Source organism: Streptomyces subrutilus (assembly GCF_008704535.1).
Taxonomy (GTDB): Bacteria; Actinomycetota; Actinomycetes; order Streptomycetales; family Streptomycetaceae; genus Streptomyces; species Streptomyces subrutilus.
Genome location: NZ_CP023701.1, coordinates 4,834,069 through 4,848,370, shown reverse-complemented (window position 1 = coordinate 4,848,370; position 14,302 = coordinate 4,834,069). Strand labels below are relative to the sequence as shown.

The window sequence follows — 14,302 nt, the reverse complement described above, 5'->3', positions numbered from 1 at the left end:
CCCTACAGGCCGGCGATCTTGGACTGCACCGGCTGGAAGCTACCGCCCGTCAGCTGGTCGTTGCCCGTGAACAGGTTCGACGCGCCGCGCAGCGCCGTCTTCTCCGAGTTCAGTCGGCCCATCAGGCGCTTGACCTGGTCGCCCCAGTGGGTGTGCGCCTTCGACAGGCCCGCCCCCGTGTCCCAGCCGGTGAAGGCCTTGACGGCGGTCTTCGTCGGTTCGTCGGCGGCGTCCGCGGCCTTGGTCGTGCCCGGCTGCAGGACGTTCTCGATGGTGTTGGCCGCCTTCTTCTTCTCGGGAGGCGCCGTCGCCAGCACCCCCGGGCCGCCGCCGGACGTCGGGGCGCCGCCCTGGTCGCCGGGCAATTGGTTCAGCCTCATCCTCGCCGGGCCTTCGACCGCGGACTGCCGGTGGAGGCCCCACTCCTGCTCGAACGACACTGTTCCCCCTGCGAGTTCGGTCTCGGCCCCCCGGGCCGTGCGTGCTGGTCGCAGCCCACCCTAACGAGCTGTCGGGAGCGCCCCAAACCCTGCGCGACCCGGTGTGCAGGACTGTGCGGACGGCGTGCGCGAGCCGTGCGCGCCGGGTGTGCGCCGGGTGTGCGGCGCGAGACGGCCTAGAGGTGCGTCGGGGCGAACATCCGGAGGGTGGCCGGGAGGACCACCACGGAGGGGCCCGGGGCGGCCAGGGCCTTCCTCAGGTCCGCCGACAGGCCCTCCGGGGTCGTCAGGGTGGCGGGTACGCCGAAGGAGGCCGCGAGGGCGACGAAGTCGGGGCGGGTGAGCTCGGTGCCGACCGGGGTGCCGTAGGCGTCGGTCATGTACGCGCGGAGGATGCCGTAGCCGCCGTCGTCCACGATCAGCCAGGTGACGTCGAGGTCGTGCTGACGGGCGGTGGCCAGTTCGGCGAGGGAGTACATCGCGCCGCCGTCGCCGGAGACGGCCAGCACGGGGGTGCCCGGTTCGGCGACGCAGGCGCCGAGGGCCGCCGGGAAGGCGTAGCCGAGGCCGCCCGCGCCCTGGGCCGAGTGCATGGTGTTGGGGTGCTTCGGGTCGAAGTCGGACCAGGCCCAGTAGGACAGGACCGTCATGTCCCAGAAGGACGGGGAGCGCGCGGGCAGGGCGGTACGGATCGACGCCAGCAGGCCGCGTTCCAGTGCGACGTCCTGGGCGGCCAGGCGGGCCTCGACGTCGGCGAGCAGCAGCCGGACGCGCTCGGCGGCGGTCGGGTCCGGGCGCTCGGGCACCGTCTCCAGCAGGGCCTGGAGGGCCAGCCGGGCGTCGGCGTGGATGCCGAGGCCCGGGTGGTTGGACTCCAGCTTGCCGAGGTCCGCCTCGATCTGAACGACGCGGCCCGTGGGGAAGAAGGTGTGGTAGTTCGAGGAGAGTTCCCCGAGGCCGGAGCCGACGACCAGCAGGACGTCCGCGTCCTCCAGGAAGTCGGTCGTGTGGCGGTCCTCCAGCCAGGACCGCAGGGAGAGCGGGTGGGTCCAGGGGAACGCGCCCTTCCCGCCGAAGGTGGTGACCACGGGCGCGTTCAGCCGTTCGGCGAGCTGCCGCAGCTTGCCCGCCGCGTCCGCGCGGATGACCCCGCCGCCCGCGACGATCACCGGGCGTTCGGCCCGGCCCAGCCAGTGGGCGGCGAGCGCGGTGAGTTCGGGCCGGGGGGCCAGTTCGTGCGGGGTGGCGTCCGTCCCGGTCACCTGCGGGATGAGGGTCTCCGCGCGCAGGACGTCCTCGGGGATCTCCACCCAGACCGGCCCGTGCGGGGTGGTCAGGGCCGACTCCCAGGCCTCGGCGATCACCGAGGGGATCTGGGAGGGGGTGCGGGCGGTGTGGACCGACTTCACCACTTCCCGGAAGGACGCGGCCTGGTCGCGCAGTTCGTGCAGGTGGCCGCGGCGACCGCCGCCGAGGCCCGCCACCGGCACCTGCGAGGAGATCGCCAGGACGGGCGCGGAGGCCGCGGCCGCCTCCTGGAGGGCCGGGAGCGCCATCAGGGCGCCCGGTCCGGTGGAGAGCAGCAGCGGGACGGCCTCGCCGGTGATCCGGCCGTACGCGTCCGCCGCGAAGCCGGCGTTGTTCTCGGTCCGCAGTCCGACGAGCCGCAGGTCGGAGCGGCCCACCGCGTCGAAGACGGCCAGCGCGTGCTGGCCGGGCAGTCCGAAGACGGTGGTCGCGCCGAGCGAGCGCAGCGTTTCCACGACCAGGTCCCCGCCGGTGCGCCCCGGCGGCGGTGCCAGTGCGGCGGCCGTCTGGGCCTCGGTGGGACGGAGTACCAGGTCGTGGTCGTGCGTCACGTGCGCTTACTCGCCCTTCGGGTCGGCCGGCGCGGTCACGGGGCGGTCTTCGCCGCCGCGATCTGCCGGCTCATGATCGTGGTGAGCTCGTACGCGGTGTGCGAGGCCGCGACCGAGGTGATCTCCGCGTGATCGTACGCCGGGGCGACCTCGACCACGTCGGCGGAAACGAGGTTGCAGGAGGACAGGCCGCGGAGGATCTCCAGCAGCTCGCGCGAGGTCATGCCGCCCGCCTCGGGGGTGCCGGTGCCGGGGGCGTGCGCCGGGTCGAGGACGTCGATGTCGATGGAGATGTACAGCGGGCGGTCGCCGATGCGCTGGCGCAGCTGGTCGGCGACCTCGTCGGCGCCGCGCCGGTAGACGTCGGCGGAGGTGACGATGCCGAAGCCCATCTTGGCGTCGTCGGTCAGGTCCTGCTTGCCGTACAGCGGGCCGCGGGTGCCGACGTGGGAGAGCGCCTCGGTGTCGAGGATGCCCTCCTCGACGGCGCGCCGGAACGGGGTGCCATGGGTGTACTCGGCGCCGAAGTAGGTGTCCCAGGTGTCCAGGTGGGCGTCGAAGTGGAGCAGGGCGACGGGGCCGTGCTTCTTGGCGACGGAGCGCAGCAGCGGGAGGGCGATGGTGTGGTCGCCGCCGAGGGTCATCAGGCGGGAGCCGGCGCCGAGCAGCTCGTCCGCGGCCGCCTCGACCGTCTCGACGGCCTCGTTGATGTTGAAGGGGTTCACGGCGATGTCGCCGGCGTCCGCGACCTGCGCGAGGGCGAAGGGCGAGGCGTCCTGCGCCGGGTTGTACGGGCGCAGCAGGCGCGAGGCCTCGCGGATGGCGTTGCCGCCGAAGCGGGCGCCGGGCCGGTAGGAGACCCCGGAGTCGAAGGGCACGCCGACGACGGCGACGTCGGCGGAGCCGACCTCGTCGAGGCGCGGCAGCCGGGCGAAGGTCGCCGGGCCCGCGTAGCGCGGGATGCGGGAGGAGTCGACGGGGCCGCGCGGCTGCGTGCTCATGAGGGGTGCCCTTCTGGTGGTCCGCTCCCGCGGGGACGGGTGCGGTGCTGCGGGTGCGGGTGCGGGTGCGGGTGCGGTGCCTTCGAGCGTAGGCGGGCGTCCGCGGGGTGCGAAGTGTACGTTTCCTCCATCAAGCCCTCGTGATGTGTACGGAGTATCCATGGAGCCGATCCAGCCGGGCCCGTCGGCCGTGCCCCCCGTGCCCCCCGCTCCGCTCGGGGCCCTGCTCCGCGACCGGTCGCTCGGCCTGCGGCACCTGGCCGGACCGGCCGAGGCCGACGTCCACGGGGTGCACGCCTCCGAGATGGCCGATCCGACGCCGTACCTGCTGGGCGGGGAACTGCTGCTCACGGCGGGCGCGGGGCCCGGGCGGTACGGGGAGTACGTCGCCTCGCTGGTCCGTTCCGGGGTGGCCGCCCTGGGCTTCGGCCTGGCCCCGGTGCACGCGGCGGTCCCGGCCGGGCTGGCGGAGGCGTGCGGGCGGGCCGGGCTGCCGCTGCTGGAGGTCCCGCCCGGGACCCCCTTCACGGCCGTGGCCCGCACGGTCGGGCGGCTGATGGCCCAGGCCCGTACGGCCGAACTCCGCCGGATCACCGAGGCCCAGCAGGCCCTGGCCGCGGCGGCGGCCCGGCCGGACGCGGTCGAGGCGGTGCTCCGCCGCCTCACCGCGGCCCTGGGCGGCTGGTCGGCCCTCCAGACGCCCTCCCGGGGCCCAGACCCGGACCCGGACTCCGACACGGGTGCGGGTGCGGCACCGGGGCCGAGTGCCGGGCCCACGCCCTCGGCGGAGGTGCTGGCCGCGGTGGCCGCCCTGGCCCGCCGGGTGGCGCCCGGCCCGGCGGACTCCCCCGCGGCCGCGGGGGCCCCGGCGGCCGGCGCCACGACCGCGACCGCGACCGACACCGTAGGCGGCCTCCACCTCGCGGTCTACGCCCTGGGCGACGGCCGGAGCCTCGCCCGCGCGACCCCCGGCCGGGCGCCCGGGGACCACACCATCGCCTCCGTCGCCGCGGTCCTGCTGACCCTGCTCACCGCACCCCGGCCCGCCGGGGACGCGGCCGGGGCGCTGACCCGGCTGCTGCTCGGCGGTTCCCCGGCCGAGGCCCTGGCCCCGGGCCCCTGGTACGCGGTCCACGCCGCCGGAGCGGGCGACCCGGGGGCGCTGGCCGCGGCGCTGGGCACCGTACTGCTCGACCGGCGCGGCCACCGGGTGCGCCTGGTCACCGACCGGGCCCCCGGCCCGCAGCCCGGTTGGCGGCTCGGAGTGAGCGCCCCGGCCGCGCCCGGCGGACTGCCCGCGGCCGACGCGCAGGCCGGCCGGGCCCTGGACCGCGCCGAGGCGGCCCGCGCCCCGCTGGCCCGCCACGCGCAGGGGGGTCTGGCGGCGCTCCTGGACCCGGCGGAGGCGCGGGCGTACGCGCAGGCCCTGCTCGCACCGCTGTCCCCGGCGCTGCGCGAGACCCTGCGCCGCTGGCTGGCCCACCACGGCAGCTGGGACCGTACGGCGGCGGCCCTCGGCGTGCACCGCAACACCGTCCGCCAGCGCATCGCCCGCACGGCCGCGCTGCTGGAGGCCGACCTGGACGACCCGGACACCCGCATGGAGCTGTGGTTCGCCCTGCGGTGACGGGCGAACGGCGACCGGCGACCGGGCTCCCGCCGCATCCCGTCGCGTCCGCCCCCTTCCCAGAAGGCCCTCCGGGCGGCAGGGTCGAGGCGTGATCGCCTCCTTCTCGCGCGACGGCCTCAGAGGTTCGGTGACGGTGACCGTAGAGCAGGTGGACGACCCCGCCGCGATCGGCAAGCACCCGTCGACGCGCGGCTTCCCGAGCTGCACGGCCGTGGTGGACTACCCGGGCCCGGGGTACCGGGCCCTGTTCGGCTGGGTCCAGCTGGTGCGGTCGACGGACAACTCCTCGGCCGGCGACGGTTTCGACATGGACCCCTTCTGCCTGTTCGAGGACGCGCCATCGCCGTACGCGTTCTTCGGCGTCAATCCCACCCTCTTCGACGCGCCCTCCCGCGACCCGCGGCAGCGGCTCGACTGGACGGCCCACAGCTATCTCGCGTGGACGCCGCTGGACGAGACCGAACGGCGCGTCCTGCCGGTGGCCGGCTTCTCGTGGGGGTTCGGCGTCGGCGCGGACGGCCGTGTCGCGCCGCACGCCGTGCGGGCGCTGGCGCCCGCGGACTGGGCCGGGCACCTGCCCCGCCTCCGCGCCGCCTGTCCAGGCTGGGTGTTCGACGGGTGGCGGCCCGAGCCGTGACGGGTGCCGCGCGGGCCCGGCGCGCCCGCTCTGGACAGGACGGACAACCCGCCGGTAACTTAAGATGAGCAAGCGCTTAGCCACAGGCGGCGGACCGCCGCGACCGAAGGGAGCCGGCCGTGCGCCGTACCGTTTTCAACGAGGACCACGAGGCGTTCCGCGAGACCATCCGGGACTTCATCGAGTCCGAGGTCGTGCCCGTCTACGACGACTGGTTCCAGGCCGGCCAGGCGCCCCGCGACTTCTACTACAAGCTCGGCGAGCTGGGCGTCTTCGGCATCAACGTGCCCGAGGAGTTCGGCGGCGCGGGCCTGGACACGCACAAGTTCGAGGCCGTGCTCTACGAGGAGACCTCGCGCGCGGGCGTGAACTTCGGCGGCTCCGGCGTGCACGTGCTGCTCGCCCTGCCCTACATCAAGATGCTCGCCGCCGACGAGCAGAAGAAGCGCTACCTCCCGAAGTTCGTCACCGGCGAGGAGATGTGGGCGCTCGCGATGACCGAGCCGGGCACCGGCTCCGACGTCGCCGGCATGAAGACCACCGCGAAGCTCTCCGAGGACGGCACCCACTACGTCCTCAACGGCTCCAAGACGTTCATCACGGGCGGCGTGCACGCGGACCGCGTGATCGTCTGCGCCCGCACCTCCGCCCCGCGCGAGGACGACCGCCGCTTCGGCATCTCCCTGTTCGCCGTGGACACCAAGTCCGAGGGCTACTCCGTCGGCCGCAAGCTGGACAAGCTCGGCCTGCGCACCTCCGACACCGCCGAGCTGGCGTTCGTCGACGTGAAGGTCCCGGTCGAGGACCTGCTCGGCGAGGAGAACAAGGGCTTCTCCTACCTCGGCGCCAACCTGCCGTCCGAGCGCTGGGGCATCGCCTTCGGTGCCTACGCGCAGGCCAAGGCCGCCGTCCGGTTCGCCCAGCAGTACGTGACGGACCGCACCGTCTTCGGCAAGCCGGTCGCGCACTTCCAGAACACCAAGTTCGAACTCGCCTCCTGCCAGGCCGAGGTGGACGCCGCCGAGGCCGTCGCCGACCGCGCCCTGGAGGCCCTGGACGCCGGCGAGCTGACCGCCGCCGAGGCCGCCTCCGCCAAGCTCTTCTGCACCGAGGTCGCCCACCGCGTCATCGACAAGTGCCTCCAGCTGCACGGCGGTTACGGCTACATGAACGAGTACCCGATCGCCCGCCTGTACGCCGACAACCGCGTGAACCGCATCTACGGCGGCACCAGCGAGGTCATGAAGTCCATCATCGCCAAGTCGATGGGCCTGTAGGCGGCCGAAGGACGCGCGGCCCTCCCGTGAACGAGGCACTGACGACCCTCCTCGACCTGCTCGACCTGGAGCAGATCGAGGAGGACATCTTCCGCGGTACCAGCCGGTCGGCGCTGGTGCCGCGCGTGTTCGGCGGGCAGGTCGCGGCCCAGGCCCTCGTCGCGGCCGGCCGGACCGTCCCCGGGGACCGCACCGCGCACTCGCTGCACTCGTACTTCCTGCGCGCCGGGGACCCGGGCGCGCCCATCGTGTACTCGGTGGACCGGATCCGCGACGGCCGCTCCTTCACCACCCGCCGGGTGGTGGCCGTCCAGCACGGCCAGCCGGTCTTCCACCTCTCCGCGTCCTTCCAGACGTACGAGGACGGGCTCGACCACCAGGCCGCGATGCCCGACGCCCCGGACCCGGAGACCCTGCCGACCGCCGCCGAGGCGCTCCCCGCCCACCGCGCGGTCTTCCGGGACCCGGGCACGGTGGAGCGGCTGATCGAGGCGCGCGGCGCGGTGGACCTGCGGTACGCGACGGTCCCGCCGTGGGGCAGCGTCGGCGCGCCGGTGCAGCCGCGCTCGCAGGTGTGGTTCCGGACGGCCGGGAAGCTGGAGAGCGACGATCCGCTGCTGCACACCTGCCTGGCCACCTACGTCTCGGACATGACGCTGCTGGACTCGGTGCTGCTCGCGCACGGTCGGGGCGGCTGGGCGGTCGGCGACGTGGTGGGCGCCTCGCTGGACCACGCGATGTGGTTCCACCGGCCGTTCCGCGCCGACGAATGGCTGCTGTACGACCAGGAGTCCCCCACCTCCCACGGCGGGCGCGGCATGGGCCAGGCCAGGATCTGGACGCGGGACGGACGCCTCGCCATCACGGTCATCCAGGAGGGCGTGGTCCGCGTCCCGCGCTGACCGCCCCGGACCGGCGGCCCCGGGCGCACACGTCGAGGCCATCGAGGCGCCCCCGGGCCACGTCCGGCTGGCGCGCGCCCAGATCGCCCGGCGTGGCTTCGGAGACCGGGTGGGCGTGCTGTGCGGGGCGGCCGAGGAGGTGCTGACGGGGCTGGACGCGGGCGGCTACGACCTGGCCTTCCTCGACGGTTCCACCCCGACCCCGGAGGTCGTCGCGCGGCTGCACCGGCTGCTGCGGCCCGGCGGCACGCCGATCGCGGGTGACCTCGTCCTCGGTCCGTCGCCCGCGGTGACCCGGCACCTGGGCGATCCGCCCGCCGGCGGACGCACCCGCTCGGGGAGACGGCGCTGTGCGTGGAGCGGTGACGCCCCGACCGCGCCGGAGGCCCCCGACCGCGCCGGCCGCCGCCGGCCCGGCTGCACCGCTACAGCAGCCCGGCCTGGGACAGCAGGTAGGCGACCATCGCGTCGTAGTGGCGCGGGTCGCGGACGTGGTCGTCGAGGGGGACCGCCACCTGGAGGGTGCCCTCGGCCTCGGCGAGGAAGAGCGCCGGGTCGTTGCAGTCCGCGTACCCCACCGCGTCCAGGCCGCGCTGGGCCGCGCAGCCCGCCCAGCCGTGGTCGGCGACGACGAGGTCGGGCAGCGGGCGGCCCTCGGCCGCCAGCCCGTTCAGGATCGCCGCCATGGGCTCCGGCGAGTGGGTGTGCCACAGCGTGGCGCCCCGCTCCAGTACGGCGACGTCGGCGAACTGCCACACGGAGCCCTCGTCGGCCGTCAGGCCGGCCGGGACGACGACGATCTCGCAGCCCGCGGCCCGCAGCGCGTCCGCGGTGGCCCGGTGCACGTCCAGCAGTCCGCCCGGGTGGCCGGTGGCCAGCAGCACGCTCTGCCGGTCCAGTGCGGCCTTGCGCAGCCGGGCCGCCAGCCGCTCCAGGCCGGAGACGGTCAGCTCCGGGTCGATGGTGTCCTGGCCGGAGCGGTGCCCGGGGTCGTCCACGACCCCGCAGCGTTCGGCCATCACGGCGAGGACGTCCTGCTCGTCCGTCCACCGGTCGCCCAGCTCCAGGCCGAGCCAGTAGTGCCGGTCGCCGTTGGCGAGCTTGCGGTAGTGACTGAGGTTGTTGTCGCGCGGGGTCGCGACCTGCCCCGCGATGCGCGTGCGCACCAGGTGGTCGACGAGTTCGGCGCGGCTGGGTACGGGCGTCTCTATCGGCTTCGGCATGCGCCCCATTCTGCCGCCGCGCGGGCGGAGGCGTCCCGTCCATCTCGGTCGGCGGACGCGCCGGGTCATGCCGACAGCGCCCCGAACGCCCCGTGCGCGAGTCTGCGCAGCAGAGACTCGGTGGCCCCGCGTCCCAGGGCCGCCAGGTGCGGGGTGGAGTTCAGCAGGCCGAAGACGGCGTGGACGCAGACCCGTACCTCGGCCTCGCCGACCTGCGGGTGCAGCTCCCGTACGACGTCGACCCACAGCTCGACGTACTGGCGCTGGAGCTGGCGCACGCGTTTGCGGTCGGCCTCGCGGAGCCGGTCGAGCTCGCGGTCGTGCAGGGTGATCAGCGCCCGGTCGTCGAGCGCGAAGTCGATGTGCCCGTCGATGAGGGAGGAGAGCACCCGCGCCGGGTCCCCGGCCGCCCCGGCCACCCGGTGCCGGCCGCCGGTGAGCAGCCGTTCGCTGATGCCGACGAGCAGTTCGGCGAGCATGGCGTCCTTGCCCGCGAAGTGCCGGTAGAGGCCGGGGCCGCTGATGCCCACGGCGGCCCCTATCTCGTCGACGCCCACGCCGTGGAACCCGCGCGCGGCGAAGAGGCGGGCGGCCTCGCTGAGGATCTGCTCGCGCCGGGTCGGGGCGGCGGCTCTGGTGCTCATGGGAAGCCATTCTAGACAGGGCCGTTAGCGGTCGTTAACCTAGGCGCCACAAGCGTTAACGCTCATTAACAGCGTGCACCGAGCAAGGGAGCCCGACCGATGCAGCAGGCACCAGTGCTGACGAGCGCCGCGGACCCGGCGTCCGGGGCCTGGCGGGCCAACGAGGCCGCCCACCGCGAGCTGGCCGAGGACCTGCGCGCCCGGCTGCAGGCGGCCCGGCTCGGCGGCGGCGAGAAGGCGCGCGCCCGCCACACGGCCCGCGGCAAGCTCCTCCCGCGCGACCGGGTGGACGCCCTCCTGGACCCGGGATCGCCCTTCCTGGAGCTGGCCCCGCTGGCCGCCGAGGGCATGTACGGGGGCGCGGCCCCCGCCGCCGGGGTGATCGCGGGCATCGGCCGGGTCAGCGGCCGCGAGTGCGTGATCGTCGCGAACGACGCCACCGTCAAGGGCGGCACGTACTACCCGATGACCGTCAAGAAGCACCTGCGGGCCCAGGAGGTGGCGCTGGAGAACCGTCTCCCCTGTCTCTACCTGGTCGACTCGGGCGGCGCCTTCCTCCCCATGCAGGACGAGGTCTTCCCCGACCGGGAGCACTTCGGCCGCATCTTCTACAACCAGGCCCGCATGTCCGGCGCCGGCATCCCGCAGATCGCCGCGGTCCTGGGCTCCTGCACGGCCGGCGGGGCGTACGTGCCGGCGATGAGCGACGAGGCCGTCATCGTGCGCGGCCAGGGCACGATCTTCCTGGGCGGCCCGCCCCTGGTGAAGGCCGCCACCGGCGAGGTGGTCACGGCCGAGGAACTGGGCGGCGGCGAGGTCCACTCCCGGGTCTCCGGGGTGACCGACCACCTCGCGGAGGACGACGCGCACGCGCTGCGGATCGTACGGAACATCGTGGCGACCCTGCCCGCGCGCGGGCCCCTGCCGTGGGCGGTCGAGGCGCCCGAGGAGCCCAAGGCGGACCCGTTCGGGCTGTACGGCGCGGTGCCGGTCGACTCCCGGACCCCCTACGACGCCCGCGAGATCATCGCCCGGATCGCGGACGGCTCCCGCTTCCAGGAGTTCAAGGCGGAGTTCGGGCAGACGCTGGTCACCGGGTTCGCCCGGATCCACGGCCACCCGGTCGGCATCGTCGCCAACAACGGCATCCTGTTCTCCGAATCCGCCCAGAAGGGCGCGCACTTCATCGAGCTGTGCGACCGGCGCGGCATCCCGCTGCTCTTCCTGCAGAACATCTCGGGCTTCATGGTCGGCCGCGACTACGAGGCCGGCGGCATCGCCAAGCACGGCGCCAAGATGGTGACGGCCGTGGCCTGCACCCGGGTCCCCAAGCTCACGGTGGTGGTCGGCGGCTCGTACGGCGCGGGCAACTACTCGATGTGCGGCCGGGCGTACTCGCCGCGCTTCCTGTGGATGTGGCCCAACGCCAAGATCTCCGTGATGGGCGGGGAGCAGGCGGCCTCGGTGCTGGCCACCGTCAAGCGGGACCAGATCGAGGGCGCGGGCCAGGAGTGGCCGGCCGAGGACGAGGAGTCCTTCAAGGCCCCGGTGCGCGCCCAGTACGAGGAACAGGGCAACGCCTACTACGCCACGGCCCGGCTGTGGGACGACGGGGTCATCGACCCCCTGGAGACCCGGCAGGTGCTGGGTCTGGCCCTGACGGCTTGCGCGAACGCCCCCCTGGGCGACTCCGCTTTCGGCATCTTCCGTATGTGACGTGAGGACCATGCAGATGTTCAGCACTGTTCTGGTGGCCAACCGGGGCGAGATCGCGGTCCGGGTCATCCGCACCCTGCGCGCGCTGGGGGTGCGCTCGGTCGCGGTCTTCAGCGACGCGGACGCGGACGCCCGGCACGTGCGGGAGGCCGACACGGCCGTCCGGATCGGCCCGGCGGCGGCCGCCGAGAGCTACCTGTCGGTGGAGCGGCTGCTCGACGCGGCCCGCCGCACCGGCGCCGAGGCCGTGCACCCCGGCTACGGCTTCCTCGCCGAGAACGCGGACTTCGCCCGGGCCTGCGCCGCCGCCGGGCTGGCCTTCATCGGGCCGCCCGCGTCGGCGATCTCCCTGATGGGCGACAAGATCCGCGCCAAGGAGACGGTGAAGGCGGCCGGGGTCCCGGTGGTCCCGGGCTCCTCGGGCAGCGGCCTGTCCGACGCCGAACTGGTGGCCGCCTCCCGCGAGATCGGCATGCCGGTCCTGCTCAAGCCGTCGGCGGGCGGCGGCGGCAAGGGCATGCGGCTGGTGCGCGACGAGGCGGTGCTGGCCGAGGAGATCGCGGCCGCGCGGCGCGAGGCCCGCTCCTCCTTCGGCGACGACACCCTGCTGGTCGAGCGGTGGGTGGACCGGCCCCGGCACATCGAGATCCAGGTGCTGGCGGACGCCCACGGCACCGTGGTGCACCTCGGCGAGCGGGAGTGCTCGCTCCAGCGGCGCCACCAGAAGGTGGTCGAGGAGGCCCCCTCGGTGCTGCTGACGCCGGAGCTGCGGGCCGCGATGGGCGCGGCGGCCGTGGAGGCGGCGCGTTCCTGCGGGTACGTCGGCGCGGGCACGGTGGAGTTCATCGTGCCGGGCGGCGACCCGTCCTCGTACTACTTCATGGAGATGAACACCCGCCTCCAGGTCGAGCACCCGGTGACCGAGCTCGTCACCGGCCTGGACCTGGTGGAGCAGCAGCTGCGGGTCGCGGCCGGGGCGCCGCTCGGCTTCGACCAGTCCGGGGTCGTCCTCACCGGGCACGCGATCGAGGCCCGGGTGTGCGCGGAGGACCCGGCGCGCGGGTTCCTGCCCTCCGGGGGCACGGTGCTGGCGCTGTCGGAGCCGTCCGGCGGGGCCGTGCGCACCGACTCCGGCCTGGTGGCCGGGGTGGACACCGGCTCGACGTACGACCCGATGCTGTCGAAGGTGATCGCGTACGGGCCGGACCGGGACACCGCCCTGCGGGTGCTGCGGGGGGCGCTGGCGGACACCGTCATCCTCGGCGTGCAGACGAACGCGGGCTTCCTGCGCCGGCTGCTGGCCCACCCGGACGTGGTCTCGGGGAACCTGGACACGGGCCTGGTCGAGCGCGACCTGCCGTCCCTCCTCCCGGCCGGGGTCCCGCCGGAGGTGTACGCGGTCGCGGCCCTGCTGGCGGCCGCGGCTCCGGCCCCGGCCGCCGGGGCCTGGGCGGACCCGTTCGACGCCGCCGACGGCTGGCGCCTGGGCGGCACCCCCGCCTGGACGGTCCGCCACCTCCGCCTCCCGGGCCAGGACCCGGTCGCGGTGCGCACCCGCCCCCGCGGCGCGGCCACGGAGGTCCTCGTCGGCGACGCAGGGGCGCCCGCCGGGGAACCGGAGCCGGTCCGCGGCCGGATCGTGGCCCGCGGCGCCGACGCGGTGACCGTCGAGATCGACGGCGTCACGCACCGGTTCGCCCACGCCGCCTCCCCGGAGGGGACCTGGCTCGGCCGGGACGGCGACGGCTGGCACGTCCAGGCCCACGACCCGGTGGCGGCGGCGCTCGGCGGCCGGGGCCACACCGGCGCCGGCACCCTCGCCGCCCCCATGCCGGGCACGGTCACGGTGGTCAAGGTGGCCGTCGGGGACCTGGTCGCGGCCGGGCAGAGCCTGCTGGTCGTCGAGGCGATGAAGATGGAGCACGTCATCTCCGCCCCGCACGCCGGCACGGTCACCGAGCTCGACGTGACCCCCGGCTCGACCGTCGCCATGGACCAGGTCCTGGCCGTGGTCGCTCCGGAGGAAGAGGAGGGGGCCGCGTGAACGGGCTGCCCATGAAGGTCCCCGCCGCCGGCCTGCCGGCCCGGGTGCGCATCCACGAGGTCGGCGCCCGCGACGGCCTGCAGAACGAGAAGACGGCCGTGCCGACGGCCGTGAAGGCCGAGTTCGTGCACCGGCTCGCGGCGGCGGGCCTGACCACGATCGAGGCCACCAGCTTCGTCCACCCGAAGTGGGTGCCGCAGCTGGCCGACGCCGAGCAGCTCTTCCCGCTGCTCTCCGACGTCCGCGCCGACCTGCCCGTCCTGGTGCCCAACGAGCGCGGCCTGGACCGCGCGCTCGCCCTCGGGGCCACCCGGATCGCCGTGTTCGGCTCGGCCACCGAGACCTTCGCCGCCCGCAACCTCAACCGCACGGTCGCCGAGTCCCTCGCCATGTTCGAGCCGGTGGTGGGCCGGGCCCGGCAGGCGGGGGCGCACGTCCGCGGCTACCTCTCCATGTGCTTCGGCGATCCGTGGGAGGGTCCGGTCCCGGTCGACCGGGTGGTCTCCGTCGCGGTGGACCTGCTCGGCCTCGGCTGCGACGAGCTGAGCCTCGGCGACACCATCGGCGTCGCCACCCCGGGCCACGTCCAGGCCCTGCTGGAGGCCCTGAACGCGGCGGGCGTCGACACCGCCCGGATCGGCGTGCACTTCCACGACACCTACGGGCAGGCCCTCTCCAACACCCTCGCCGCGCTCCGGCACGGCGTCACCACGGTCGACGCCTCCGCCGGTGGCCTCGGCGGATGCCCGTACGCGAAGAGCGCCACCGGGAACCTCGCCACCGAGGACCTGGTGTGGATGCTCGACGGCCTCGGCATCGAGACCGGGGTCGACCTGGCCGCCCTCACCGCCACGAGCGTGTGGATGGCCGAACGGCTGGGCCGCCCCAGCCCCTCCCGCACCGTCCGCGCCCTCTCCCACAAGGAGTAG

12 protein-coding genes are annotated in these 14,302 nt (G+C 74.8%); 7 read left to right on the top strand and 5 right to left on the bottom strand.

Annotated elements, in window-relative coordinates:
- Positions 1-2: 2 nt before the first annotated feature.
- The 3 genes from CP968_RS21370 to speB all read right to left on the bottom strand — a co-directional run bounded on the left by CP968_RS21370 (position 3) and on the right by speB (position 3,300).
- Positions 3-380 carry a hypothetical protein gene (locus CP968_RS21370; protein ID WP_150519528.1) on the bottom strand — a complete coding sequence of 126 codons (378 nt, stop codon included), beginning with the start codon at positions 378-380 and terminating at the stop codon, positions 3-5.
- A gap of 236 nt (positions 381-616) precedes the next feature.
- Positions 617-2,299: a thiamine pyrophosphate-binding protein gene (locus tag CP968_RS21365; protein WP_150519527.1), complete on the bottom strand. Its 1,683-nt coding sequence runs from the start codon at positions 2,297-2,299 to the stop codon at positions 617-619.
- A gap of 35 nt (positions 2,300-2,334) precedes the next feature.
- Complete coding sequence (speB, locus tag CP968_RS21360) at positions 2,335-3,300, bottom strand: agmatinase (protein ID WP_150519526.1); 966 nt, start codon at positions 3,298-3,300, stop codon at positions 2,335-2,337.
- Between the two features lie 160 nt (positions 3,301-3,460).
- Here speB and CP968_RS21355 point away from each other — a divergent pair, with 160 nt between their 5' ends.
- The 4 genes from CP968_RS21355 (at position 3,461) to CP968_RS21340 (ending at position 7,746) form a co-directional block, all read left to right on the top strand.
- On the top strand, positions 3,461-4,927 hold the full coding sequence (locus tag CP968_RS21355) for a PucR family transcriptional regulator (RefSeq protein ID WP_150519525.1): 1,467 nt from the start codon (positions 3,461-3,463) through the stop codon (positions 4,925-4,927).
- 136 nt (positions 4,928-5,063) lie between these two features.
- The gene (locus CP968_RS21350; RefSeq protein ID WP_229886860.1) at positions 5,064-5,567 is read left to right on the top strand and encodes a hypothetical protein; all 504 of its coding nucleotides are present in this window, start codon (positions 5,064-5,066) and stop codon (positions 5,565-5,567) included.
- Between the two features lie 119 nt (positions 5,568-5,686).
- Complete coding sequence (locus tag CP968_RS21345) at positions 5,687-6,844, top strand: acyl-CoA dehydrogenase family protein (protein WP_150519523.1); 1,158 nt, start codon at positions 5,687-5,689, stop codon at positions 6,842-6,844.
- Positions 6,845-6,870: 26 nt separating this feature from the next.
- On the top strand, positions 6,871-7,746 hold the full coding sequence (locus tag CP968_RS21340) for an acyl-CoA thioesterase (RefSeq protein ID WP_150519522.1): 876 nt from the start codon (positions 6,871-6,873) through the stop codon (positions 7,744-7,746).
- 425 nt (positions 7,747-8,171) lie between these two features.
- Here the strand turns inward: CP968_RS21340 and CP968_RS21335 are convergent, their stop codons facing one another.
- Both CP968_RS21335 and CP968_RS21330 read right to left on the bottom strand, forming a co-directional pair.
- Complete coding sequence (locus CP968_RS21335; RefSeq protein WP_150519521.1) at positions 8,172-8,978, bottom strand: phosphatase; 807 nt, start codon at positions 8,976-8,978, stop codon at positions 8,172-8,174.
- Between the two features lie 56 nt (positions 8,979-9,034).
- A complete protein-coding gene (locus tag CP968_RS21330) occupies positions 9,035-9,613 on the bottom strand; it encodes an SACE_7040 family transcriptional regulator (RefSeq protein WP_150519520.1) in 579 nt (192 codons plus the stop codon).
- Between the two features lie 99 nt (positions 9,614-9,712).
- Here CP968_RS21330 and CP968_RS21325 point away from each other — a divergent pair, with 99 nt between their 5' ends.
- From CP968_RS21325 to CP968_RS21315, 3 genes are read left to right on the top strand one after another with little or no spacing between them, the layout of a single operon-like run.
- Positions 9,713-11,329: a carboxyl transferase domain-containing protein gene (locus CP968_RS21325; protein ID WP_150519519.1), complete on the top strand. Its 1,617-nt coding sequence runs from the start codon at positions 9,713-9,715 to the stop codon at positions 11,327-11,329.
- A gap of 16 nt (positions 11,330-11,345) precedes the next feature.
- Positions 11,346-13,373, top strand: a complete 2,028-nt coding sequence (locus CP968_RS21320) for an ATP-binding protein (RefSeq protein WP_150519518.1) — start codon at positions 11,346-11,348, stop codon at positions 13,371-13,373.
- 11 nt (positions 13,374-13,384) lie between these two features.
- Entirely contained in the window at positions 13,385-14,302 is a 918-nt protein-coding gene (locus tag CP968_RS21315; RefSeq protein WP_150522043.1) for a hydroxymethylglutaryl-CoA lyase, read from the top strand.

What these genes read in the sequence shown, in the direction of transcription:
- CP968_RS21325 (WP_150519519.1), top strand. Translation starts at nt 9,713, where the DNA reads ATGCAGCAGGCACCAGTGCTGACGAGCGCCGCGGACCCGGCGTCCGGG.
- speB (WP_150519526.1), bottom strand. Translation starts at nt 3,300, where the DNA reads ATGAGCACGCAGCCGCGCGGCCCCGTCGACTCCTCCCGCATCCCGCGC.
- CP968_RS21355 (WP_150519525.1), top strand. Translation starts at nt 3,461, where the DNA reads ATGGAGCCGATCCAGCCGGGCCCGTCGGCCGTGCCCCCCGTGCCCCCC.
- CP968_RS21335 (WP_150519521.1), bottom strand. Translation starts at nt 8,978, where the DNA reads ATGGGGCGCATGCCGAAGCCGATAGAGACGCCCGTACCCAGCCGCGCC.
- CP968_RS21330 (WP_150519520.1), bottom strand. Translation starts at nt 9,613, where the DNA reads ATGAGCACCAGAGCCGCCGCCCCGACCCGGCGCGAGCAGATCCTCAGC.
- CP968_RS21320 (WP_150519518.1), top strand. Translation starts at nt 11,346, where the DNA reads ATGTTCAGCACTGTTCTGGTGGCCAACCGGGGCGAGATCGCGGTCCGG.
- CP968_RS21315 (WP_150522043.1), top strand. Translation starts at nt 13,385, where the DNA reads ATGAAGGTCCCCGCCGCCGGCCTGCCGGCCCGGGTGCGCATCCACGAG.
- CP968_RS21370 (WP_150519528.1), bottom strand. Translation starts at nt 380, where the DNA reads ATGAGGCTGAACCAATTGCCCGGCGACCAGGGCGGCGCCCCGACGTCC.